Origin of the sequence: Bacillus cabrialesii, from assembly GCF_004124315.2 — a bacterium.
In the GTDB taxonomy this organism is placed as follows: domain Bacteria; phylum Bacillota; class Bacilli; order Bacillales; family Bacillaceae; genus Bacillus; species Bacillus cabrialesii.
In genome coordinates, this window is the sequence record NZ_CP096889.1 from 2,106,813 (window position 1) to 2,131,246 (window position 24,434).

Genomic DNA, 24,434 nt, shown 5'->3' on the forward strand with positions numbered 1-24,434 from the left:
GAATGCAACACCTTTAGCATTTTTAAAATTAAGAGCCACTGGTCCCAGTATGACACTACAGGGCATTGAATTAGCGTTTATGTGAGTTGAATATGCAACAACAGCAGCCAATAAGGAAATAACTAAAATAAATCATTTCATTGGAAATCCCTCACATCTTTTTAGTTCATTTCCCTTATGTCTGGATTCATTATTCGCTCAACTATTAATCATCTTTTCGTTTCTCTTATTCTTACGACACCGGCGAGCTATTGCAACAGGTATTAAGAGTAGAGTACCGACAATAAGCAACATAAAAAAGATCACAAACAGCGCTCCTGCTCCCGGAACAATTTCTTCATAAGTAATAAAGCGTTCCTTCCCCTGCAGGACGAAGAACCGAGAATTTTCGAGAAAGGCTAGATGAAAGGCTATGGACGTCCATAAGCTTCCTGATACAATACGCAGGAGCTGAAGAATGAATCCAAAAGACAACAATAAAACGATGTAATCTAATGTGATAGCAGGTGATTCAATTCCAGCTATATATTGCAAACCACTTACAGTTATTGGTGCAAGCACAAACAGGATCGGCTGCAGAAGTAAAGCCATGAAACAGTTACATCACCTGTTTAGAGCATAGTACACCGTCCCACGAAAAGTTAATTCCTCTGGAAAAGCTTCATAAAAGAAAGCGATCATCATATTTAAGAGCAATGCTGTTACTAAATGGACAGAGAAGTGGAATTGTGTAATTTTGATCCATCCTAATAAATGGGCGATAGCGAAACCAGATCCGGATAGAACAATCACATACACTGCTCCCATAATGGCTTTCGGAATGGCTTGCCGCCAACCAGATAGTCCGATAGAGCAGAATGGTCTACTAGACATCCGTTTAAGAAGAATATAGAGTAACGAGACAGTCATTAATGTGACTATACCCGCTTGGATACCTTGCTTTAAGAGCTTGGAAGCTCCTGCTTGGCTGGCCATTGAACCGACTAAAGTAGCAAAAAACAAAGCAAATACGAATGTTCCCCAGCTGAGCAAGACAGGTCCTAACCATTTATGATGATTGTCTTGTTTTCCGCTTTTGGTAAGATGAATTTGCATTTGGATACCCCTTTCACATCATTAGTATAAGGACTAAAGAAGAAAGCAAAATATGTAATTATCCTTAAACATTATTAATAAGTACGTTCCAAATACTGTTATGTTTCAAAAATCTACGTTTTCTTGCTTTGCTTCTAATTAAATTCAGCATCAAAACACGGTTGCTTTAGTTGCTTTTCTATTAGGCCATATAAATCCATTCTAGTATCATTAGACTTAATAAAAAAAAGCCCCATATGTTCAGGGGGCCTTTGGTTATGATTTCAACTATTTGCAAACTGTTAAATGTTAATTTCCATTTATTATATTGATCAACTCGAAGAAATACTCTGATTTATGGGTTTTATTTAGCTTATACCATGAATCCAATGTATCCGGTGCAAACACATCTAATTTTTTTAGTACTTCCTTTGCAAATTCCAGGGGAGCGATTCCTGATGCAGTTACCAAATTTTCATCAGATACTGCAGGTCCCTTCTCATATAATTCTTCTCCTTTATATGCAGGACAGACCATTTTCAAATACTCTAAGTCATTGCTTGTATGCTTTCTAGAATCTAAGTATCCCTCATTCGCAAGGCCCAGGGTTGCACCACAAATGGCAGCCACAATCGTGCCAAGCTTTAAAGCTTCGCCGACTTTTTTCAAGATCGGTTGATGAATATCTTCTCCCCAAGTATTCCCTCCGGGTAAAATGACAAGATCATAACGCTCAAGCGTGCACTCATCAAGCGAAATGTCCGGTTTTATGTGTAATCCTCCCATCGTCGTAATCGTTTCTTTATTAGCCCCTACTGTAACTACTTTTAACGGTGCTATATCTTTTTTGAAATATCTCCCTGAGTTTAGTTCAGCAATTAAATATCCATATTCCCAGTCTGACATTGTATGAAATACATAGAGATAAACTCTTTTTGTTTTCATCCGATAACACTCCAATCACGATTGATATAACTTATTATGAGGTGATTTATGGAAGTTAACAAGCTATCTAATAGGCTTCATCGAAATAAACCTCCCCTTCGCTTTATTGAGGAGAGTATAATTTACCGCAATCATTTATTTGAATAACAGAAAAAGACAGCCAAATCTGACTGTCTTATATATCATGCTATCTTGTTCTATAGTAATTTTCTGCTGTATAGTAACGCCATTCCCAAAAAGCTTCCCCATTGGAAAGTATATACCGGTCTAGAAATATCTCAAAGTTTACATTTAATGGTGTGTACTCACCTATTTCTAATATAAAGAGATAGTTCGGATCACCTTTATTCAATTTATCTTTGTCGATCATCAAATGACAACCTTCTAATAAGTGACCAATTGGGATGCCAATGATGCCTTCAAACAAATCCTCATATTTTAATTCTTCTTCAATCTCTTCAAGGCTAAATAAATAAAGTCCGCCACCTATATTCTCCCCATCAGCAAGTATCTGAAAAATTTTCGCACCATTATGCAGTGTAATAAACTTCTGATAATCATCTGGAAGGGTAAGCTGGTGTTTAGCCTCAAAGCTTTGAATGTCATTCAGGGTTGCTTTTTCCTGTGAAAATGTAACAAGGAACTCCATGATATCTCCTTCAGAACAAAACAATTTAATGGCTCCTTTTTCATCTAAGAGACTTTTCAAACCGTTTACTGTCTTATGAACAAAGTTAATCAAATACAACACCCCATTCTTGATCTTTTAACGAGAATATATATCCTTTTCGACATACAATTTCAAAAGATGTGACCAGATGTGATAGGCGCCCTTTTCTCTGAATATAATGCAATAAATTCAAAAAAAGAGGTGCCTCCCAAAAGTGAATTCTCTAATGAATGATGACATGGTGAAGATCATCAGGATTGGTCTTAACAGATCACATCACCCAAAGCATATTATTGTTGTGGGAGCTGGATTGGCCGGGCTTGTATCAGCATCTTTGCTAAAAAACGCCGGTCACAGAGTAACGATTCTCGAAGCGAGCGGCAGAGCAGGCGGCCGTGTTTGCACTTTGAGATCTCCCTTTAGTGATGGTTTGTATTTCAACGTTGGTCCGATGCGCATACCGAAGAAACATTTGCTAACCTTGGAGTATATAAAAAAATTCAGACTGCCAACAAATGAATTTATCAATAGAACCCCGTTGGACATCATTTATGCGAATGGAATCAATACACGTCTCCATATTTTTGAACGTAATCCTCAAATATTAAGATACCCCGTTGCACCGAACGAACAAGGGAAGTCGGCTGAAGAGCTAATGCTTTCTGTATTGCAGCCTATTCTACAGTTTATCAATCAAGATCCTGAAAGAAATTGGCAGATGGTTGAAAAGCAATACAAGAATTATTCGTTAAGCTCTTTCTTAAACACTTATTTTTCATATGGCGCGATCGATATGATTGGTGTACTTTTGGATATGGAAGCGTACATGGGTATGTCCCTTGTTGAAGTGTTGCGGGAATCCATCTATTTTACATTCCCAACTCAATTTTATGAGATAACAGGCGGCATGGATCAGCTTCCTCAAGCGTTTCTTCCTCAATTACATACAAATATTCTATACCATCAAAAAATGATGAAAATTTCTCAAACTGAAAACAGTGTGACGATCCATTGTCAGCACCAGCAAACAGCAGAACACGCAGCATTTACAGCTGATCTCGCTATTGTAACCATTCCTTTTTCAACATTGCGATTTGTGAAAATCGAACCATACCATTCTTTTTCCTACTATAAACGGAGGGCAATCCGCGAACTAAACTATATGAGCGCAACAAAAATCGGCATCGAGTTTAAAAGCCGTTTTTGGGAAAAAACCGGGCAGCGCGGCGGCAAATCTATTACTGATCTCCCGATTCGATTTTCGTATTATCCGAGCACAGGTATTGGAGGAGCTGGACATGCTGTTATTCTGGCGAGTTATACATGGGCAGACGAAGCACTGATGTGGGACAGTCTTTCAGAAAGAGAGCGTATCCAGTATACCTTACTGAATTTATCTGAAATATATGGCGATATTGTATGGTCTGAATTTGTGTCCGGCGCTTCTTTTAGCTGGAGTCAAAACCCTTATTCGGCGGGGGCCTTTACAGCTTTCGAACCAGGACAGGAATTAGAGCTGAATCCCTATATCCCTGTCCCTGAGGAAAGAATTCATTTCGCTGGAGAACATGTCTCACTCACTCATGCGTGGATGCAAGGCGCGATTGAATCAGGAATCCGTGCCGCGTATGAAGTCAATCGTTTACCTTAGATCGTGCTGGCATCTTGTGTTAACTCTTGTTGAGCCTAAGATTTGATACATCTATGCTTTAAGTCAGTTTTAAGTGAGCTAAGTGAAAAAAGAGTTAATGCTTTATTCATAATTCCATGATTGTCATCTCTTACACGATTTGCAATGTGGACCTCTTTTGCTTTTTTGGAATTCAAAAAGATTTTTTAAAAAAGCTTCTTTTTTAATATTGTCCCCTCTAAGTAGGTAGTGTAAAAAGGACAACGTTTTTAATGTTAGAGCTGTTAATAATGTATGAGAGAACAACAAAATCATAGCAGAAGATTCGAAACATTTGCTTGTAGTGCATTATTCTCAAAAAGGAACCTACCTGTGTGTTTTGAATCTTTTTTTCTCGCATTTCAGAAAAGAATACGTATACTTTTTCTTCATGCCAAACTGAAAAGAGCCCCTAAAGAGTACATTCAGATCTTTAATCACGAACGATTCCAGAAACAATTAAACCAGTGTGCTCTGCAAGCGTACTGTGGCGCACTATTGATTTGGCTTTTTTTGACTGTCTACTGACAGAGGTAAGACCATTTTAGAGACTATTGATTTAATTAAGACCTACAATCTTGTTTGTTAAATATGCTGTTTTCCTAAATCAGCAACCCTTTCTTCTATTGTTTTAAACCTCGGTACATTTTTTCATCCAGCGCAATTCCTGCCTTTTGCTAATTCTTCTATAGCAGGGATTGGCTCTTTTTTTCATGAAGAAAGATATCTTTCATTATTGTTAATAAATATTCCAATAGAATATTATCTGAATTAGGAAACACAATCAAAGTTGTAATAACATACTCGTTTTTTATATTCATCGAACGTTGCTTCTTCGTTTAACTGGACCATTTACGATTCTTAATATCACTTTATATACTAATATTTACACTATTTCCTTATTTTATATTTTCCTGCATTTCTTAAAAGACATATAAAGTTAAAAGGGATTTTGCAACAAATAAAGAATTGGAAATATAAGCGCAAAAGAGGCTTAACCCCCTTTTTTCAAAACAAAAACCGCGCTTATATTATAAGAAAGAGGTGTCTTTAGAATGGTTAATTTTAAAAACTATCCTGATCCTTCTCAAAACGCCAATTCTCAGTCTCATCACGATCTCGAACATATTAAGGCTAGAATGCAAAACTTTATTAAGCATTCCGCTACAGACCAAAATATCGAAGTTTCTGACGCGAGAGTGACGGCTGAAGGAGAGGTCACCTCTCTTTTAAAAGAACGTCTTGACAAAGAGTACTTTACACTTTTATCTAAGATTACTCGAGAAGTAAATGTGGAAGACTTCGGCGCTGTTCCAGATGGAAGAGACAATACAGAAGCTTTTCGAAAAGCAATAGGCAACGGTCGAGTCAAAGTAAACGTTCCCGCCGGAGAATACCTCGTTCAAGGGATAAAACTTCCATCCTGGACAACAATTGTGGGGCAAGGTAAAGGGATTACTGTGATTAAATTGCATGAAGACACTCCAGCACATGAATGGGTGATTACAAATGATGATTATCAAAATGGGAATCGCAATATTTTCGTTCAAGGAATGTCATTAGACTGGAATCCAAGTAGACAATGCGGTGTGAGAAATCCAGGGGGACAGTTCTCCAGTTGTATAACTTTTGCTAAAGTTGAATATGGATGGATCAAAGATGTGGAAGCTATTAATGCAGGTCTTCATGGTATTGATATTACATCCCCAACGTATGATCATTTGCCTGATACCGATTGGACAAAAGATGGATCAAAATATATTTGGATAGATAACTGTGTGACATACGGTTCAGGAGATGACGGCATTACCACCCATTACAGCGAATATATCTTTATTTCAAACTGCCATTCAGGAAATCCGCGAGGAACTGAGTTTGCAGAAGGTGTTTCAAACTCCAACGGAATAGAAATCGACGATGGCTCTAGGCATGTATGGCTTTTGAATAACTTTACAAGCGGAAACATCCGTGGAGTAGAAGTAAAAGCTCATGAACTGTGGCCTGCCTCTCAAAACGTCCATATCATAGGACATGTTTCTTATCGTGATGTGCGTGCATTTGATCTTCGTCATATTGGTCACCATCAAATTACAGATCCTGAAAGCACAACTGCTTACGATGTCACACTCATTGATTGTTCGGCAATTGAACCAGTTTTCAACTCGCTTTATGATGCTGTGACGCCAAGAGCGCTGGTTATTTCGGCATATAAAAACGTTAATATAACCGGGTTCACAGCGGTTGGCAACCCAGACTATGACTATAAAGGCAATCCTGTCGTGGCTTTGCAATATCGCAGTCAAAATATAACCATTAATGGTATTAAAATTCGTGGGTTTAAAAAAGCCGGTGTTGATATTAATTTATCAGGCGGATCAAATAAAACTGATTATATTAAAATTTCAAACTTTGATATTTATCAATCTGCTCCAAAAGGAATTTCTATCGGTGGCGGTCTTTATAATGTGAATATACTAAATGGAACTATGATTAATGAGAATGGGATAGTTGGAATCCAATCGCCCAATAATCAGGCTACAATTCTCGGTGTACAGTCAGAAGGTTATAGTGTGGGCGCCTCCTTCAAAGGTCAAGAATACGAAAAAATACCAATTAATTTAAAAGGAGGCGTTCAGCTTGCAACAACCTCTGGCTTTGCCTTTAACCAAACAAGCGCAGTAATCGCGGGTACAGGTGATATTACGACCCGAGGAGAAAGGAATGCAGTCATCAGCTCTTCAGGAGGCTCCAGCACTGAAGGCTCTCGTGCATTAATCGCTTCTTCAAATAATGCACATATTAAAGGAAACAATGTGTCAAGAACAATACTGTCCTCTGAAAGTATTATACTGGAAGAACCATACACCGTGGCAGGAGGTCATCAATCAATGAAATGGCTTCTTGACTCTGTTAGGGGAAACGGGACATTTGCCGGGGCGCTCAGTTCTTCTTTAGATGGATATGGAGAGTATTTTGAGAGCTCAACTGGGCAGTTAATCCATACCGGTACAATTGTGACTTTAAAAGGTGAAAAAATAGAACCCGCTCATGTGGGAGATTATATACTTGGCGTAATTTCAGAAACTGCAGCTTTTATTTCAGGAGCTTCCAGTTTCGTCTGGCATGGCCGTTATTTGACAAATGAGTTTGGCGGATTCATTTATGAGATGGTGACTGATGAGGAAACCGGTGAACTTATACGTGTTCCCAAACTAAATCCAGAGTACGATACAGCGTTGGAGGCAAATTATCATTCACGGGCAACAAGAGACGAATGGCATGTAGTCGGGTTGGTAGGCCAGCATTATGTGCGTATTGACGAAACTGTCGATCAAGGAGATTATATTACGGCATATAATGGGATAGGGACAAAAGCATCTGATGGAAGCTGGAAAGTAATGAAAATAACTTCTGTTTACACATCGGAAAAAGGTTATGGTATCGCTCTGACCGTCATCAAATAGTGGATTTTAGGACCATTTCAGTTATACGTTTATCCAAATAGTTAAACCTAATCTATATCTAGGTGTTCATTCCCTTGTATGTTAATATCAAAATTTTTCAATCTATCATCTTAACCAAAAATATGTTCATTTTCTGAATGTAATACTGAATCAAAGAGTTTAGAAAACTCCCCATTACCGTTATTCTAAAACCACCAAATATGAAAAAGCAGGGATAGAGCGCGCTAAGCTTCACCCTCGTAAAGCTTGTGAAAGAACCTTTTTCAACTAAAGGTGGAACAGCATACTAACTTATATCACTATAAGAAATGCCTTAGTCCATAATAACGGATTGATAAATCTAATGAAAAACTGAACCTTCAGGACTCACGTTTTCAAAGCCCTCCCGTAAAAAGGATAGCACATTATAATAATTGAATTTCAAGAGACCTTCTTGGTGGAGTCTTTAAAGCAATGAGGGAGTTCGGAAATAAACTGGAGCAGCAGTGATATAATCCTTGCTGCTTTCTTTTTTTATTAGGATGACTAGATAATCATCAAAATTAAATTCAACACTCTCTATTACTTCCTAAAATTGAATTAAATAGTTTTCCTGTAGTATTCTAATTACTCTCCTCTAATTCAGCTAATAACCAATTGGTCAATCTCACCACCTTTAGCAGACAAATACTAACCGCTGTCTTTCCGCTATAATATTTACTTTTTCTCATAACTCTTCATATCGATGCTTTTTCTTTTGCTTCTAGTGGTCATTTAAGAAATTCTCAAACATCTTATGCAGTTTGAGTAAAACCAAACTGAGGATAAATTTATACGTGGTACTCATCATTCAGATAGAGTTTTAACTTCTGATGCATTTAATTTTTTAGATACCTTCATATTTTCTGATTTTATATTCAATAAAAACACCTATTAAAGTGTCACACACGTTCCATAAATTCACACTGTCATAACTCCTATCTATAATTGTTTATACTCAGCTGGCGTGATGACTACACGATAAATTTTCTCCTCCTCCGACTTCATTGACTGAATCGTAAAATGCGAAGTGTTTAACTCGGGTTTCATTTTTCCAAGGATTATACGTCTCCATAAATAAATTTGATTATAACTTGTATTTTTTTAAAAAAATATATTATTATAGATTTCTTAAATTGATTCACAAAATGTGGATATCGAAGATCAAAAATAGTTATGAAGGGAGATCTTCAAAGAGCTCTTCATAAAAAAAGAGAATCGAGACCAAAGGCTGCCGATAATGAATCGACAGCCTAAATGATATAGAACACTTATTTATTATCTATTACTCTGTAAAATCTATAACCATACGGCCGGTAACTTTACCTTGCTCCATTTCTTCAAAAATATTATTAACATCTTGTATTGGTCGCTTTGTCACTTTAGGTACAACCTTACCGGCTGCAGCAAATTGGAAAGCTTCCCTCAGATCTTCTCTAGTGCCTACTAAAGAACCTATAACTTGAATTCCATCTAGCACAAGACGAGGAATTTCTAAATCCATCTTGTCTATCGGTAAACCAACAGCAACTACACGGGCACCAGCTTTTACAACATCAATTGCCTGGTTAAAAGGGGTTTTAGCAACAGCAGTGATGACTGTGGCATCAAGACCTAAACCGTTTGTCACTTCTCTAGCCTTAGCAACGGGATCTTCATGTAAACTGTTTACAGCAATATCAGCACCTAAGCTCTTAGCAAATTCCAATTTTTCATCGCTAATATCAAAAGCTATGACTTTAGCGTTAAATACATTCTTTGCATATTGTACAGCCAAGTTGCCCAAACCACCGAAACCAAATACACCGATCCATTGACCAGGCTTAATTTCACTGACTTTTACTGCTTTATAAGTTGTTACACCTGCACAAGTAATACTGCTTGCTGCTGCTGGATCTAAATTTTCCGGCACTTTCACTGCATAATCAGCCTTTACGATTGCTTCTTCAGCCATTGCTCCATCGACTGTATAACCAGCATTTTTCACATCACGACACAGTGTTTCACGTCCTGTTAAGCAGTATTCACAGCGACCGCAGCTTTCAAACATCCACGCAATAGAAACGCGGTCTCCCTTTTGAAGGCTTGTTACGCCTTTACCAATCTCGGTTACAATGCCTACTCCTTCATGACCTAAAGTGACACCTGTAACATCACCAAAATCAGCGTTTTTCACATGTAAGTCAGTATGACATACACCACAGTATTCCATCTTAACTTTGGCTTCCCCATGTTGCAAAGGATGCAAATCTTTTTGTACGATCGCTATACTTTTGTCTTTCGTTGCTACTACTGCTTTCACAAACAATACACCCCTTTCAATTGCGAATGGTAAATTAATACTTGAATTACAATTTAGCACAATACCCCTCTTTTGAAAACCCTTACATAAATTCGCAAAACAGTGTCTGGAGAAAATGAATTGCGAAGTTTCGATAGTATAAGAGCGGAGAAATCCCCTCTTATATAAATGAAGATATCGATAATAACATTCAATGCCGATTAATATCATAAATAATTGAAGGGGTAATGCTCCCTTGTGATACTACATATCCCCATTAAACAAATGGGGATCATCTTTATATTACTCATAAAGAACGTTCGCATTTTGTTCGTTCTTGTCTCTAAGTAGTCCTAAAATTAATCAACGGTTTGCCTGATAAGTTTAATTTATTTCTAAAACTTAACTGCTCCATCTTATTACTTGGAAATGATGTTTGGCATTTTTCTATTCTCCTTTTTATATCATGTTTTAACACACACTAAATTGGGGAAAATTTGTAGAGGTGATTTCTTTGAATAATGATTATAAAGTTACTCATTACTCTTCATTTATTTTTTCAACAATCATGGTATTGCTGGTCTCCATCTTTCCACAATACACTTCTTGGTTTGTAACAGTTTTCTTCTTGGGTTTTGCATTTATCTATACATTCCAAAGACATAAATCAAGTTCTTCAAAAGCAATTTCTTATATTTCGTATTTTTTATTCATCGTTTCATTGACTTACACGTTAGTTAATATGTAATAAAAATCCTCCCACAAGGGAGGATTCTTTGTTTAAACTTATTTCTCAGCAACTTTTGGGCCATCTTTATCGGTAATGATAAAGCTATCTGATCCAATCTTTCTCTTACGATCTTGAAAATAAACAACAGGATATTCGCCTAAGATAATCATATTTGCTAATCCAACTAAATACGACAACCATCTACCTGAAGGAAGGTTCAATGCAAATCCTAGAGTCTGAACAACTGCAGCTAAAGAATATTTTTCAACTTTGTGCTCCCATACTCAGTTCCTGCTGATTCCCAGTCATCAGCAGCTGTTTTAATGTTTTGACTGTTAAACACCGAGGCTGTTTTAAATACATGAACTGGTTGATTAACATGTAATGTAGTTGTTTGGTTGTTTCTGGCTTCTTCTTAAGCTTCAGCCCCAGTTGCAAAAGGTGAAAACAGCCCGCCATTGACCTATGTTCCAACAATACCTACCTTACAGATTGTAGAGTTCAAGGTAAGCCTCCTCCAAATGTACATTTGGCCATTACCCCATAATTATCCACTTAAACAATAATATGTATTTTTTATTTTGACTTCTTAGACAAATTCTTGGTTACTTTAAGACTTCTTCAAGCGGATAAATCATAACTTTAGTTATTTATCAAATTAAATTTCTTTTAATTCCTTGACTAAATGAAAATGCTGATATAATAGCTCGATATTTTTTCGCCTTTTTTATAAAAGTTAGACTATTTGTTCTTAACAGTCCCACCTTTAACTAGCATAAAGTTATGAGGATCTGGTTCAACTTCTAGATATTTTTATTTTGCTTAAGGCTTATGTTTGATGAAGAAGAGTTATGAGAAGGTGTCTGTTGGGGCAAAATATCGCTATTAAACAAAAAATTGATATCATTTTCATTTTAATACTATTCCATTAAAGTTATAGGGAAATTTATAAAATCTGCTGGAGAATATCCTCCTCCAGCAATACCAGACCGTTGCCTCTTAGTAACTCACAATAGCACAGTGAAAAAATTTCTCAAGGAACGATCAGCAGCCCGTTAGCTACCCCTGATTAAAGATGATCTGTTACCACACTGTTACGTTGGAACTCCCACTACTTTGATATCCCTCTGTCGCTAAAACTTGGTAAGACCAATTACTGCCCAGATTCATTCCATGGCTCTTCCATGCGTTCACATGATTGCTGAAAGTGATTGCAGCGTTGCTTCCGGTTGGTCTCTTCGATTGGCGAACACTCCAGTACTGCGTAAAAGTAGTGTTATCGCCATCAATGGAAGGTGCGTTATAACGTGTAGTTGTATATATGTCATATGTACCTCCATCACTCTTTACAGTACCTTTATACGTTCCGGTAGGTCTATAAGTACCCCATGAATCCACCACATAATATTCTATGAGGGGCGATCTCGTCCAGCCATATAAAGTCAAATATCCATTGCCGTTCGGCGCCCAAACTCCGGCGTTATAGTTTATTGTCCTAAAAGGCGAACCTGTAGTCCAACCTTTACCAACAACAAAATTTCCGGTATTAGACCAATTAACACTGTAATTCCCGCCAGACCCATTGACGGCGTTTACTATTCCGCCCCCATCAGTCCAATTTTGCCAGTAGTCTGTGCCAGCTGCAGAAGCGGTTGCCGAAAACAAGCTAATACTCATTAAAGCTGCCGTTAATCCAACCAAGAATTTCTTTTTAAACTTAAACATATGTTACCTCCTATAATATTTTTTCTGACTTTAACATGAGGCAGCATTCGCATAGATTTAAAACATTCTTAAATACTAACGCCAAAGCTTTTGAACGTTCCCTTCAATATATTACCACGAATTCATGAGTGAATATGAAGAACACTTGTAATTTAATTACAAATGCCCAAAAATTTCATTATAGATGGTCTTTTTCCACTATAGCCTTATCCTTTTTTTCATAGAATCACAATTCTTGTTTCTAAATCTGATGGAGTAATATCTGTAATGAATCCGCATTCGAGATAACCATTTTATGTAATGAAATGCAGGTATAAGAGCTATTATATAAGGATTTCACTACCAATATATAGGGGTCTATTACCATCCAAATACTCAAAAACAAGAACAAAAGTGCCCACAGCACTTCCATTTTCACATCGTAATCGCTATCGTAAAAGCCTATATTATCAACGGTTTTACCTCTTGAAATTTCTCCTTTTTCATCATATTTGCTTAAAACAACCGCTTTCCCCTACTCTCACTTATGTTTTACGATCGTTTTATCCCTATTAACCAAACCAATGATCAAAAACCCTTGTTTCCACTGACTTTATTACCCCTTTTTAAATTTTTACGATAAACCTATTTTTCATGTGCTATATACAACTTGACTTTATTTGTGACAATATGACAGAGAAATTTAATGCTTTGCTGACTTTTTTGACCGCAATGGGAATGTGGTTGACCCCACAACTTAAGGCATTTTTGACAGTTAACAGGCAATGGAATATGATTCACCGAAATAAAACCCCTGCCCTTCTCATTTTAAAGAGGGTGTTTTTTTCGTTTTTTAAAATAACATTAATCTTCCTTATTCTTAGTTGTCTCCGAAAAATCATTTTGTCGGAGAACGGCTGATAAGATTCTATAATGGTATTAGGTTTATTTATTCTGCAAGATAATATTTAAAGGAGTACATGGTTGTTAACATGTACTCCTTTACAATACTTATTATTGATATAACGTTTTTTCTGATAAAACTGTTTATATATTTTTTTTAGTTGAATTAATTATTAAAAAGTAATTGCATTCTTCTTCTGATAGATTTACGAATCTATGATCTATATCTGCTTCAAAATATATTGAATCTCCCTCTTCTAATGTATAGACTTGAGGCTCCTCCCCTAATTGGACTTGTAACTTCCCTTTGGCAACATATATATACTCCTCTACACCTTTTTTATGAGGAGGAAAGACTCCTGTTTCTTTTAAGGGTGGTATCTTATTTAAAATAAATTCAATATCGTTAGTAGGTGGGGATAAAAGATGTCTTTCGAATTTAGTATTTTCGTCTTTATATACTAATCTCTCATGGGAACGAATAATTGATACACTTCTTTTTTGTTCCTCCCCTAGAAGGGATGAGATTGTCTCATCTAGTGCTTCTGCAATTTGTGAGGCAATATTGATTGTCGGATTTTTATCTCCTCTTTCAATTTGCGATAACATAGATTTACTAACCCCAGATTTTTTAGCCAACTCCTCCAATGTATAGCCTTTTAGTTTTCTTACGTTCTTTACATTAGTTGAAAACTCCATAAAACTCCACCCTCATTCCACTATAGTGAATTAAATTCTTGACTTTATTTTATAATGAATTTATCATGGAATCAATTCCACTATAGTGAATTAAGTTCTTGACTTTGTTTTATAATGAATTTATTATGGAGTTAAATTCATTATAATGTTTATTTTTGGAAATCAATACAACGAAAAGAGCGAGGAGAGTGGTTGTTTATCTTTAAAAATCTGAATATTTAAAATTAACTTGAGATAATCAATACTAAATTATTGAATTTTACAGAAAGATGAGGTTTGTTTAGATGACTACAAAGATATTTATCGACGGTACCTTCTATGAGAAAAGTGAAGCAAAAATTAGTGTGTATGACCACGGATTATTATATGGTGATGGTATCTATGAAGGATTGCGTTGTTATTCTGGATATGTATTTCAAATGAAAGAACACCTTTATCGTTTAAAACGTTCTGCCAACAGCCTACGTATGGAACTTCCATATTCTTTAGAGGAAATAGGTGAATATATTTTAGAGACATTAAGGATTAATGAGCTTCAAAATGCCTACATACGTTTACTGGTTACAAGAGGTGTAGGTAATATAGGGCCTGATCCAAAAACTTGTAAAAATACCAGCTTAATTATTATCGTGGAAGATTTACCGAATGTTCATGGAGAATCTGTTAAAGAAACAGGGCTGTCATTAGTAATCGTGTCTACACGCCGTGATGCTGTAGACGCAACTTCACATGAGATAAAGTCACTTAATTATCTTAATAGCGTGGTCGCTAGAATGGAAGCAAACGAATATGGAGCAGATGATGCAATACTATTAGATCCTAGAGGGTTTATTTCTGAATCATCTATATGTAATGTTTTTATGATAGACAAAGACAAACTTGTGACTCCTAGTCCATCTAATGGAATCCTTCAAGGTGTAACAAGACAAATTATTATAGATATTGCACAGGAACTAAACATAGAAGTTGAGCAACGAGATATTACACCGTTTCAATTGATTAATGCAGATGAAGTTTTTCTAACAGGAACGCATGCTGAAGTTGTTGGGGTAACACGTATTAATAATATTGAAATATCAAAAGGTAATATTGGGGAAATAACAAGAAAATTCATTCATAAGTTTCAGGAAAGAACATTAGACGTAACATATAGTACTCCAGTATATAAAAATTCAAATATGGTAAGGTGATCAACTAATGGTTTTATTAACTAGTACTAGGAATATATTAAATGACAAATTACATAAAATAAACCAAGGTATTCTAGCCCCTAGAGATGTACTTTTTGAGTTACAGGAAGAACAGTTAACTGATCTCCTTGCACCTAACTTTATTAAGGAGGATGGACATTCTTCAATCGCAAATGGAGAAAGTATTCTTCCTGGAGATGTATCAGGCCAGTTAGTTCTAGATAGAAAATTAGGCGAAACATTATTAAAAGAGGCTCAAAAAAGAAATACAACTATTGATTTAATCTATTCTCTAGAGGGTGGAGACTTAGAGGACTTCTATGTACTAACATCTTCTAAAGGTTTTTTCACTAATCAAAAAGCACGCACTACCTTCTGTCCCGTTCAAGCTAGCTGTGAAGGTATTCCAACATTGGTTAATGTAAATTGTAAATACCAATTTAATATTGAGACCAGACAGATTACTTATACTTTTAATGATGGTAGTAAACTTGAAATTGAACAGCCTTCAAGAAGAATCATATTCAAAAAGGATATAATAAATGAAGGTGAATATCTCTCTTTAAACTCCAATAAAGGATTAATTTTCAAAGGAAACCTGTCTTCTACGCCTTCCACTATAATCAAGGTTTATCACATTCTTTCGCAAGCTTTTATAGAAGCATTAGACAATTACGGGCCAGATAATGCAGAACAAAATATTATTTACTCAAGTATATATCAAAATAATAAAAAGTTTCTTATAGAGACAATTCAATCTCCAGAATTTTTAGGCTTTAAAAAATTATTAGAAGAAGCATACAATATCTCAAATCTCAAGGTGTTATCAACAGCTCATACTACTAGAACTATGACTCTTACTAGGATGTATGGAAGTGACATATCAGTTGTAGATGGTGAGGTTTGCCTGCAAAGTAATTCTAATAGATACGGGTTAGGGTTACTAAGAGATGAACGTATGTGGAATCAAACTAGTGACATTGATTTAATGAGAATAATATTTCTTGGTGAAGAGATTGTAGGAGAAAGTTACCTAGAGTATAGAGATAAGTATTTACAAAGATTCACTGAAATGGTCTATGACGTATTCAAAGTAGGTACAGGTGAGATTGCTGTTGTTAGGTTGTTATGTATGCCCTACAATATGATTTTCACAAAAGATTTTGATACAAAAAGTTTCTCTGAAAAATATAATTTAAATGAAAAGGCTGTGAGTGATCGCGTTAAAATTCTAGCAAATGAATCGGAAACATATCATGGTTGTCGAGGAGTAAGAGTTACCGTTCAAAGACAAGATATATGCCAAATTTGGTCGGAAGGAGTTATTAGGGCAGCACATAAAGCATATAACGAAGGTGTAAATGTTCATTTACAAATTCTATTGTCAATGGTTACTTTTCCGGAGGAAGTCTCTATGTTTGTAGAAACTTTTGAGAAGCTTGTGAAGTCATATGGAATTCAAGACTTAGTACGTGGAGTATCTATAATGATTGAAACATCAGGAGCTTTTCATGTATTAGAAGATATTCTTGATGTTAAGGGAGAGGATATAGAGCTAAACGGTGCCTTATTTGGCGGAAACGATTTTACTGCAGCATGTCTCAATATGAATAGGGCAGACTCGGCCAAGTCGATTATTCCAGAATACGTTAAGTTAAACATAATGCCTAGTAGCCCGTTCCAAATTATTAATGAACAAATTGTTGGAAAAGCAATTGTACAAGGGCTGAGACGTACTAAACTTTTAAAATTATCAAATAGAAGAGAATATTTAATGGGTTTAGGTGGAGAGATAGCTGGTTCTTGGCATTCAGTCAAATGGTTATCTAAAAACGCAGCTCCTCATGGATTAAATTATGTTTCTACTCCGCCAGACAGAATTTTATTTTCACTATTTGCAAGTGCTCAATCAGTTCTACAATCTTTGTATAGTGATATTTCATAAAATTAAAACGTTTACGCTACTTATAATGGCGTAAACGTTTTAACATTCGAAAGGAAAATTAATTATGAATTTAATAATAGCTTTATTACCATTTATATGTGTTTTTGTTTTTTTATTTGTATTAAAACAAACATCGTTGAAGTCTGGACTCCTATCCTACGCTGCTACCCTACTTATCATTTTGATTTACCCTAATTATCGTATAGCCTTAGAGGGCGCCTTACATGCTTCCTTCAAAGGTTTTTTAATCTCCTTTGTAGCAGCGTACGTTTTGTTCTTTGGCATACTCTTTTTTCATTTAATTAATAATATTGGTGGAATTCAAACTATCGCTGCTTTTATTTCAGGTGCAACAAACGATCAGCTTTTACAAGTTATATTATTGGTCATGGGGCTCTCCCCCCTCTTAGAATCAACAAGTGGTTTTGGGATAGCTTTTATGATTGTAGCACCAATTTTAATTGCACTGGGTTTTCCCCCAATTAAAGCAGCTTCAATTGGACTTGTCAGTTTACTCGCAGTCCCATGGGGTGCCTTATCTACTGGGACAGTGATAGGTGCTCAGATTGGAGGTATTGCTCTCAAGGAAGTAGGTACTGGAACTGCTATTATAAGTATTCCTATATTTATCTATTTCTTGATAATTGCTGTCTACCTTGCTGGAGGGAAAAAGGCAATTAGACATACATGGAAGGAAATCTTATTCATTTCAATTGTTTTTTCACTTACAATGATTTTGTTTAATGTTTTTGTAAGTGTAGAGTTAGCTGGAGTTCTCAGTTCCCTAGCTAGTAGTTCCATTGGTTTACTCATAATCAAAATAAAAAACTCTTCTCAACTTAAAATGGCAAACAAGACTATTAATGAGACTTCTATGTCTGAAAAGCCTGAAGAAAGTATAAGTATCATCAAAGTTATGAGTCCTTACTTATTTTTGACTATATCAATTTTTGCCACAAGACTTATACCCTTATTTAAAGATTTTTTAGAATCAAATTTTGTTCTTGAGTTACCTGCATTTTCTTTTTCGTTAGCTTTACTTTATTCGCCGGGTTTCTGGCTTTTTGTTACATGTCTATATACGATATTCATTTTTAAAATTTCAAAGAATGTTATCTGGAATTCAATTAAAACCACTATAAAACAATGGGTTCCTTTTGTAATTTCCACCACAGCATTTGTAGCAATTTCACAATTAATGACTGCATCAAACATGACCTTTACCATAGCTAATGCTGCTGGATTAATGTTTGGTACACTATTTATATACGTTTCTCCATTTATTGGGGGAATCGGGGGCTTCCTTACAGGTAGTAATACAGGATCAAATGCAATGTTCACCCAATTACAAGTTCAAACAGCCACAAAAACTGAATTGCCATTAAATTTGGTTGCAAGTATTCAAAATGCAAGTTCTTCTCATGCAACGATGGCTTGTCCTTCTAGAATTGCATTAGGAGCGACATTGTGTGGAATCGAGTCAGAAGAGAACAGTTTATTAAAAAAGATGACTTTAATCGTAGTTGGAGCAATATTATTAATTATCATTATGACTATTATTTTATTGTTACTTGGAGACTATTCTTAATAAAATAATTTTTAGTTTTGTTAGTCAGAGACTTCATAACTCATCCATATAAAAACGAGTAAACCATCTATTCAAACAACCAGGTTTTCTAATAATTTTAAACCCTTCTCAATGAGAAGGGTTTAATTCTTATGCCCACCAGTAAGCCCAGCTCTGTGAAGTGCTGTTCCTGCCAGTGTATAAGAAACTGCTCTCAGAATCGATTTCGATCCGTATCTGCTTCTAATCCCATCCATCCCGAGCTTCCTTCTCTTTTCATTATCCACTTAAAATAAACTCAACTACTGGCTAACATCGTCCTTAATATTTGATAACATAACAGAGATACTTCTCACTGTTTACCCGTAAAACTTATTAAAGAGTATCAAGCAGCATCTATAAATGTCCATCGTGATATTTGTGGGAAGATCAATTGTTTTGGATCGATGAAATCAACCGCCAAGATCATCTTTACTGTATCCCATTCCCAGGCAGTGGATATCCCCATTCGATTCAGGTTTCTTTCCATCCTCCCTCCTATCCCCCACATTTTAGACAAAGGTCGAACCTTGCAGAGTTTATTTGACACATCTTCATATCTCCAACGTGCAATACCACTTTTCGTTTTCTTACTCTCCAGGTCAAGCGCAAGCTTACTAAGCAACATATTGTCACCAATACCTACTGTGCACATCAAACCAAATTCTCTCCACATGTTGCTTTATATTGCTTTGGCCATTTCTTCAGGATCTTCTTTTCCTGCATCTAAAAAAGATTCATGAATTGAATAGGTATGGACACATTTTTCAGGAACAAATCTGTAAAACAGTTTTGTAATCTCAGTTGAAACTCTGATGAAAAGCTTCATTTGTGGATTTACAATGTGTATTCTTGGATCTTCAGGTATCTCAAATAGTCTCGACCCTGTTTTGATTCCAAAATCTTTTTTAAGCGCAGGAGAGCAGCTAACACAACACTCCCCTGTTTCTCTACAACGGCAAGATAACATGTTAAAGGATTAAGCCCCATTGTTACAGCCGATACAGAAGCATAAAACGATTTCATATCGACACAAAGTATATTCTTTCGTGGAAATTGTGAGTAATCAATCATTGTATGTAACTCCTATGATGTTATTCATGTTGATATAAACTGTATTGTCGTTCTGGTCTTTTACGTGAAGCTTTTGTGGTTCAAAATTAATGTAATGTACTCTGCCGGTAACATTTTCAACGAATCCGTTATTAAATAGCTTGAATTTCAATTCTTTATTAAATTAAAGTGCCTCAGAGACGAGAAGATCCATCTCTTCAATTTGTTGGTCATCTAAGGATGGCCTTTTCAATTTTTGCTGCATCAATCAAATCTTGTTTAAGCTGGGTCAAATGTTCTGGAAGCATCATTGATGTCCATTTGATTGTTCCTCGATCTCTAAGCATATCGACTCACTCCTTTATTGATCTAATATTAGTGGAACAAATGTTCTTTATTCAGGATAAACCAGAACAAAAGTTCGATGTAATTGTTGGAAATAAAATAAAAGGTCAATACTGATATCCGTAGTATTAATAAAGGAGAGATTCTTTTCGACGAGGGAGAGTGTGATGGCGAATGAAGAAGAGGTTAATTGGATTTTTGGTCTTAGTTCCTGCTTTGATTACGTCGGGTATAACTTTAATCGAATCAAACAAAAAAGCACCTGAAGAAGTTTTAGAAAGTGCTTGGGATGAATTTGGTTTATTTAGTTTTCAAATTGGAATAACAGATCCAACAATTACAATTGGCATGGATCAAGCCAAAAGTGAGGCAAAACTCCGTGAATATTTAGAACATAATCTGTCAAGAGAAGTAAAGGAAAAATATAAGATTTATATATTCAAAGATGATATAGATAAATTGGAGAAAGAACATCAAGAGTATTTGAAAGCAAATAACCCTAATAAGTAAAACGCCCAGCACTTTTATTAAGCTGGGCGTTGTTTTCATTATTTAAATAGAATTTCTATAAGCATTAATTGCTTCATTTCGTAACAGCATATTATTTTTGTTAACCATGCCTAAGTTATAAGCTTTTTTGATAATATCTAGTACTTGCGAATCTAATACAGAGAGATTACCTCCTGGATTAAATCTTGATTTCCAATAATCTAAAGACTTATTTAGGTCAAGTGAGCTTTTTTTGTTCTCGGGTTTAACTACTTCATTTTTCTCTAGTTTTTCACAGAATTCACTAAAACCAATGGATCTACTAGGAGCTGAGTTATTTCCCCCGTATCCTTCTGTAGCCAAGCTACAAAATGCTAAGAACTTTGGGTCTTTAGTTACATCATAATTAGAAGTGCTAATCACCTGGTTCACTCTCTTTCAAAATCAATTTTTTGGCTGTCAAAGAATGACAGGGCATTCTCCATCTTTCATCTTGTTAGCGTCAAGACAATAAGGAAATTCATCTACATATTCGATCACTACAAGACCATCTGAAAGGTTATAATATTTTTTTATTTTCATTGGTCTGTTCGACAACTTCAGCACCGTGAGAATTGAATTTTCTTTATTTTCATCAAAGAAAGTTTTTATTTTCGAATAATCCATTAAACTTTCACCCTTATTCTTGGTTCTCAAATTGCTGTCCTTCTTCTGAAACTTTTATATTGTTTATCAAGTACTGGATCATTTCTAAAACTCTGTCCCTTCTCTTTTAATCCATGCAAAACATCACTGTACTTATTGTGCCAGCTTTCAGATATCTCGGGCATATTTCCAGGTTCTTCTTGAATCAAATGATGCAAATTAATTCTAGTCCCATCGTTAGCGTATGAGAATCTCCCTATACGAAATTCTCTAGTCTAGAAGACGATTCTTGAAGAGAGATTGAATAACTGACTGAATTCGGCGACATAGGCGATTATGCGACGTCAAAGGTGGTAATAAAAAGACCCCCTCACATCTAAAGTGTAGGGTTGTTTTAATTATTTAGTCTTAATACTTCTCAGAAAAGCACTTCTGTTCTCTGTAGCATTTGTCAGCATTGTTGCATTTTCGTTAAGCCGTTGTACTAATGCCTCCTTAGCTTTCCCTTCAAATGAAGAGAGTAAAGCAACATACACTTCAGCTATAACCTGTTGAGCCGAGGAAAGATCTGATGCATTTTTTGCGTCTTCTTTTAGGCTCTGACAATGAGTTTTTAAACTTGAACCTACAATTTTTTTTAATTCCTCATTCTGTTGTAACCGTCTGTAAAACTCATCTGCATCCATATTAACTCCATATGGCAATTTAAATCCCCCCCTTACAACCGTAACCAGCTTGCTAATTCATTATCCTTATCTTTTAAATCCTCAGCCATTTTAACAATAAACTCACTAATATCCTCTAAATCTCTAATCAAATAATGAAGAGAAGCCTCAGTTTGATACTGTTCTTCTGAGTCATAAAATGCTGCCCCATCTTTTACATAAGGTGCGTGATACAATACAGCTTTATCAACATCGCTTGGATCTAGATCCTTGAATTCTCCTAATCTCTTCCCGCAAATAGATTTTACGTCATAAACCATTTTGCTGTGATCATGAGGGAATCGTTCAATTGCTTGTTTCTTCGTTTTTAAATCTTCAATAGCTGCCTGTAGTCGTTTGGCCAGTTCTTTTGCATACTTAGCATCAACTTTAATTGTCTGTCCATTCATACCTGAATAAGATGAGAACGTTTCGATATTCTGGTTATAAACTCCGTTGCTGCCATCAACGCTCTGGATATTACCATTCTTATCAAATGTAAAGTTAGAATCATTTAAACTATGAGTATCAGGATTCTTTGCAAATGCTTGGCCATAGAAGGAAGTAATAAGACTCCCTAAAACACCAGGAATACCTAGAGACGTATTAAGCCGGTTTGCACGATCTTGACGTGCGATGCTAGGGTCTTTCGTGTATATCGTTGTTCCGTTGTGTCGGTCGTATTCTAAAAACCACCCTGATCCCACCATATCATCAGGATTAATGATTGCTTTGTGATACAGATCAAATTCGCCATTTCTGATTTTCTTCTGTGTTTCTTCATCATGCAACTTAACAATTGATGGGTTGTTAAAAGCCACACTGTAAATGTTATTATTTACTCCAGCGTATTCCGCATCTGCTCCCCCAAGTGAGTGACCAGTAGTAGAAATCACTGTGTTAGTGCCAGCATACTTTTTCACTTCATTGGCAACGAGCTTATCACCTTGATCAAATTGAGATGTCTTAGTGACAATTTTGTATTCTCCGCTCTTAATCATCATCGCTTGTTCCATACTGCCGTTATACTTGGCAATGGCTTTAGAGTTTTCAGATGCATCTTTTTTCATTATGTATTGGACTTTCTTTTTCGGGTCTTTCCCCATTACTACGTTGCCGCCATCTGCACTTATAACGTCAGCTTTAATCTGTTCCTGGTTTGTTCCCTGAAAACCTACAACAACATTTTCGGGTTCTTTTGGTTTTACCCATTTACCTTCTTTTTTCTTGGCTTGGACAAATACGTAAACATCTAGGCCTGTATCTGGATCTTTTTTGATTTTATCTACGTAAAAAGCTTTCCTTTTATCCTCAGTTATTAAGGGTTTTTTATCTTTATTCGCTCGTTTGAGCTCCTTATCTCTATAGGTGACAGAACTTAAATAAAAATAAATTTCATCAGATAGATTAGGAATGTCATATTTTTTACTCATGTACATAGCCCCTGTCCTATTGTAAAATAAAAGGTGGAAAGGATGGTTTTATGAAGAAACCCATAATTATCCTAATAATAACAATTGTTATTTTAACACTTGGGGGGCTATTTATGAAACATAAATATGATGAAAATCAGGAAGCAGAAGCAAAAGCCCAAGAAGTTAAGTTATTTGAGAAAGCAAAAAAAAGAATGACTGACTATCTTGAAGCTAACTATAGTAACGTAAATCCAATTAACTTCTCAAAGGATTATGAAATAGATCCAATGGGTGGAATTTCAGTGGAAGGTACATACGGAGAAAAGAAAGAACATTTCTGGGGGCTATATGATAAAAGCAATGACAAAATAGGCTTGACTAGAATCGATGCTGAACCAAAACCTGGATGCGAAGATAGCGTATGTGAGTATTAAGTATACAACCCCTCACCTTAGAGTAGAGGGGTCTTTTATGCTTTCTCAAAACTCATTAGTATTATCAAAGGATCGGATACTTTTCTTAACCCACTTCAATAGATTTTTCAAAAAAATGATAATCCACTCTCATTATACGGCAAGAAGGATGGTTTTATGAAGAAATCCATAATTATACTTACTACTCTAGCTATAATAACACTTGGAGGAATATACATGAAACACCAATATGCCCAATGGGCGGTATTAATGCAGAGGGGTATTTGAACGGTAACAAAGAAAAAGAGTTTTGGGGAATTTATGACAAGTCAAATGACACTATAACATCGTCTTATGTTGATGCTAAAGAAAAGCCAGAATGCGAAGATAAGCCATGTGAAGATTAAAAAGAGGATAAATCATCAAATAAACAAAAGTGTCCCCTCGAAGAAATTCAAGGGGACTATTTATT

18 protein-coding genes and 4 pseudogenes are annotated in these 24,434 nt (G+C 35.7%); 9 read left to right on the forward strand and 13 right to left on the reverse strand.

Translation table 11 applies throughout. From position 1 onward, the window contains the following. Positions 1-198 precede the first annotated feature (198 nt). The 3 genes and pseudogenes from EFK13_RS21165 to EFK13_RS10455 form a co-directional block, all read right to left on the reverse strand. Positions 199-1,095, reverse strand: a pseudogene (locus EFK13_RS21165) (CPBP family intramembrane glutamic endopeptidase). Between the two features lie 288 nt (positions 1,096-1,383). After that, the gene (locus EFK13_RS10450; RefSeq protein WP_129505480.1) at positions 1,384-2,019 is read right to left on the reverse strand and encodes a type 1 glutamine amidotransferase family protein; all 636 of its coding nucleotides are present in this window, start codon (positions 2,017-2,019) and stop codon (positions 1,384-1,386) included. Between the two features lie 187 nt (positions 2,020-2,206). Continuing rightward, the gene (locus tag EFK13_RS10455) at positions 2,207-2,761 is read right to left on the reverse strand and encodes an SMI1/KNR4 family protein (RefSeq protein ID WP_129505479.1); all 555 of its coding nucleotides are present in this window, start codon (positions 2,759-2,761) and stop codon (positions 2,207-2,209) included. A 142-nt stretch (positions 2,762-2,903) separates the two neighbouring features. Between EFK13_RS10455 and EFK13_RS10460 the strand changes: the two genes are divergently transcribed. After that, complete coding sequence (locus tag EFK13_RS10460) at positions 2,904-4,340, forward strand: flavin monoamine oxidase family protein (protein WP_129505478.1); 1,437 nt, start codon at positions 2,904-2,906, stop codon at positions 4,338-4,340. A gap of 1,073 nt (positions 4,341-5,413) precedes the next feature. Further along, positions 5,414-7,822, forward strand: coding sequence for a peptidase G2 autoproteolytic cleavage domain-containing protein (locus EFK13_RS10465; protein WP_129505477.1), 2,409 nt, complete (start codon positions 5,414-5,416; stop codon positions 7,820-7,822). 1,303 nt (positions 7,823-9,125) lie between these two features. Here EFK13_RS10465 and adhP read toward each other — a convergent pair. Beyond that, a complete protein-coding gene (gene adhP, locus EFK13_RS10470) occupies positions 9,126-10,142 on the reverse strand; it encodes an alcohol dehydrogenase AdhP (RefSeq protein ID WP_129505476.1) in 1,017 nt (338 codons plus the stop codon). Between the two features lie 493 nt (positions 10,143-10,635). Between adhP and EFK13_RS10480 the strand changes: the two genes are divergently transcribed. Continuing rightward, a complete protein-coding gene (locus EFK13_RS10480; protein ID WP_129505475.1) occupies positions 10,636-10,869 on the forward strand; it encodes a hypothetical protein in 234 nt (77 codons plus the stop codon). 1,065 nt (positions 10,870-11,934) lie between these two features. Here EFK13_RS10480 and xynA read toward each other — a convergent pair. Next, positions 11,935-12,576 (reverse strand): endo-1,4-beta-xylanase XynA, encoded by a 642-nt coding sequence (gene xynA, locus EFK13_RS10485; RefSeq protein ID WP_129505474.1) that lies wholly within the window; start codon positions 12,574-12,576, stop codon positions 11,935-11,937. A 1,026-nt stretch (positions 12,577-13,602) separates the two neighbouring features. Beyond that, a complete protein-coding gene (locus tag EFK13_RS10490) occupies positions 13,603-14,157 on the reverse strand; it encodes a helix-turn-helix domain-containing protein (RefSeq protein WP_129505473.1) in 555 nt (184 codons plus the stop codon). Positions 14,158-14,441: 284 nt separating this feature from the next. Here EFK13_RS10490 and ilvE point away from each other — a divergent pair, with 284 nt between their 5' ends. The 3 genes from ilvE to EFK13_RS10505 all read left to right on the forward strand — a co-directional run bounded on the left by ilvE (position 14,442) and on the right by EFK13_RS10505 (position 18,880). Then, the gene (gene ilvE / locus EFK13_RS10495; RefSeq protein WP_129505472.1) at positions 14,442-15,347 is read left to right on the forward strand and encodes a branched-chain-amino-acid transaminase; all 906 of its coding nucleotides are present in this window, start codon (positions 14,442-14,444) and stop codon (positions 15,345-15,347) included. Between the two features lie 7 nt (positions 15,348-15,354). Continuing rightward, complete coding sequence (locus EFK13_RS10500) at positions 15,355-17,292, forward strand: putative PEP-binding protein (RefSeq protein WP_129505471.1); 1,938 nt, start codon at positions 15,355-15,357, stop codon at positions 17,290-17,292. A gap of 64 nt (positions 17,293-17,356) precedes the next feature. After that, complete coding sequence (locus EFK13_RS10505; protein WP_129505470.1) at positions 17,357-18,880, forward strand: L-lactate permease; 1,524 nt, start codon at positions 17,357-17,359, stop codon at positions 18,878-18,880. Between the two features lie 122 nt (positions 18,881-19,002). Here the strand turns inward: EFK13_RS10505 and EFK13_RS10510 are convergent. Both EFK13_RS10510 and EFK13_RS10515 read right to left on the reverse strand, forming a co-directional pair. Next, positions 19,003-19,972 (reverse strand): annotated as a pseudogene (locus EFK13_RS10510) (Y-family DNA polymerase). Continuing rightward, a pseudogene (locus tag EFK13_RS10515) lies at positions 19,965-20,298 on the reverse strand (YolD-like family protein). Before EFK13_RS10515 ends, EFK13_RS10510 begins: the two co-directional pseudogenes overlap by 8 nt. Before the next feature lie 172 nt (positions 20,299-20,470). Here EFK13_RS10515 and EFK13_RS10520 point away from each other — a divergent pair. Continuing rightward, positions 20,471-20,806, forward strand: a complete 336-nt coding sequence (locus tag EFK13_RS10520) for a YolC/YozM family protein (RefSeq protein ID WP_129505467.1) — start codon at positions 20,471-20,473, stop codon at positions 20,804-20,806. Between the two features lie 42 nt (positions 20,807-20,848). Here the strand turns inward: EFK13_RS10520 and EFK13_RS10525 are convergent, their stop codons facing one another. From EFK13_RS10525 to EFK13_RS10545, 5 genes and pseudogenes are all read right to left on the reverse strand, one after another. Beyond that, complete coding sequence (locus EFK13_RS10525) at positions 20,849-21,208, reverse strand: hypothetical protein (protein ID WP_129505466.1); 360 nt, start codon at positions 21,206-21,208, stop codon at positions 20,849-20,851. A 36-nt stretch (positions 21,209-21,244) separates the two neighbouring features. Beyond that, a complete protein-coding gene (locus EFK13_RS10530; RefSeq protein WP_129505465.1) occupies positions 21,245-21,451 on the reverse strand; it encodes an SMI1/KNR4 family protein in 207 nt (68 codons plus the stop codon). A 26-nt stretch (positions 21,452-21,477) separates the two neighbouring features. Next, positions 21,478-21,687, reverse strand: a pseudogene (locus EFK13_RS10535) (HNH/ENDO VII family nuclease); the annotation flags it as partial. Between the two features lie 141 nt (positions 21,688-21,828). After that, positions 21,829-22,134 (reverse strand): hypothetical protein, encoded by a 306-nt coding sequence (locus EFK13_RS10540; protein ID WP_129505464.1) that lies wholly within the window; start codon positions 22,132-22,134, stop codon positions 21,829-21,831. Positions 22,135-22,148: 14 nt separating this feature from the next. Next, positions 22,149-23,567: a lipase gene (locus tag EFK13_RS10545; protein ID WP_129505463.1), complete on the reverse strand. Its 1,419-nt coding sequence runs from the start codon at positions 23,565-23,567 to the stop codon at positions 22,149-22,151. A 50-nt stretch (positions 23,568-23,617) separates the two neighbouring features. Between EFK13_RS10545 and EFK13_RS10550 the strand changes: the two genes are divergently transcribed. Together EFK13_RS10550 and EFK13_RS21240 are read left to right on the forward strand one after the other, a co-directional pair. Continuing rightward, positions 23,618-23,983, forward strand: coding sequence for a hypothetical protein (locus tag EFK13_RS10550; RefSeq protein WP_129505462.1), 366 nt, complete (start codon positions 23,618-23,620; stop codon positions 23,981-23,983). Between the two features lie 131 nt (positions 23,984-24,114). Continuing rightward, positions 24,115-24,369 (forward strand): hypothetical protein, encoded by a 255-nt coding sequence (locus tag EFK13_RS21240; RefSeq protein WP_407062087.1) that lies wholly within the window; start codon positions 24,115-24,117, stop codon positions 24,367-24,369. Positions 24,370-24,434 lie beyond the last annotated feature (65 nt).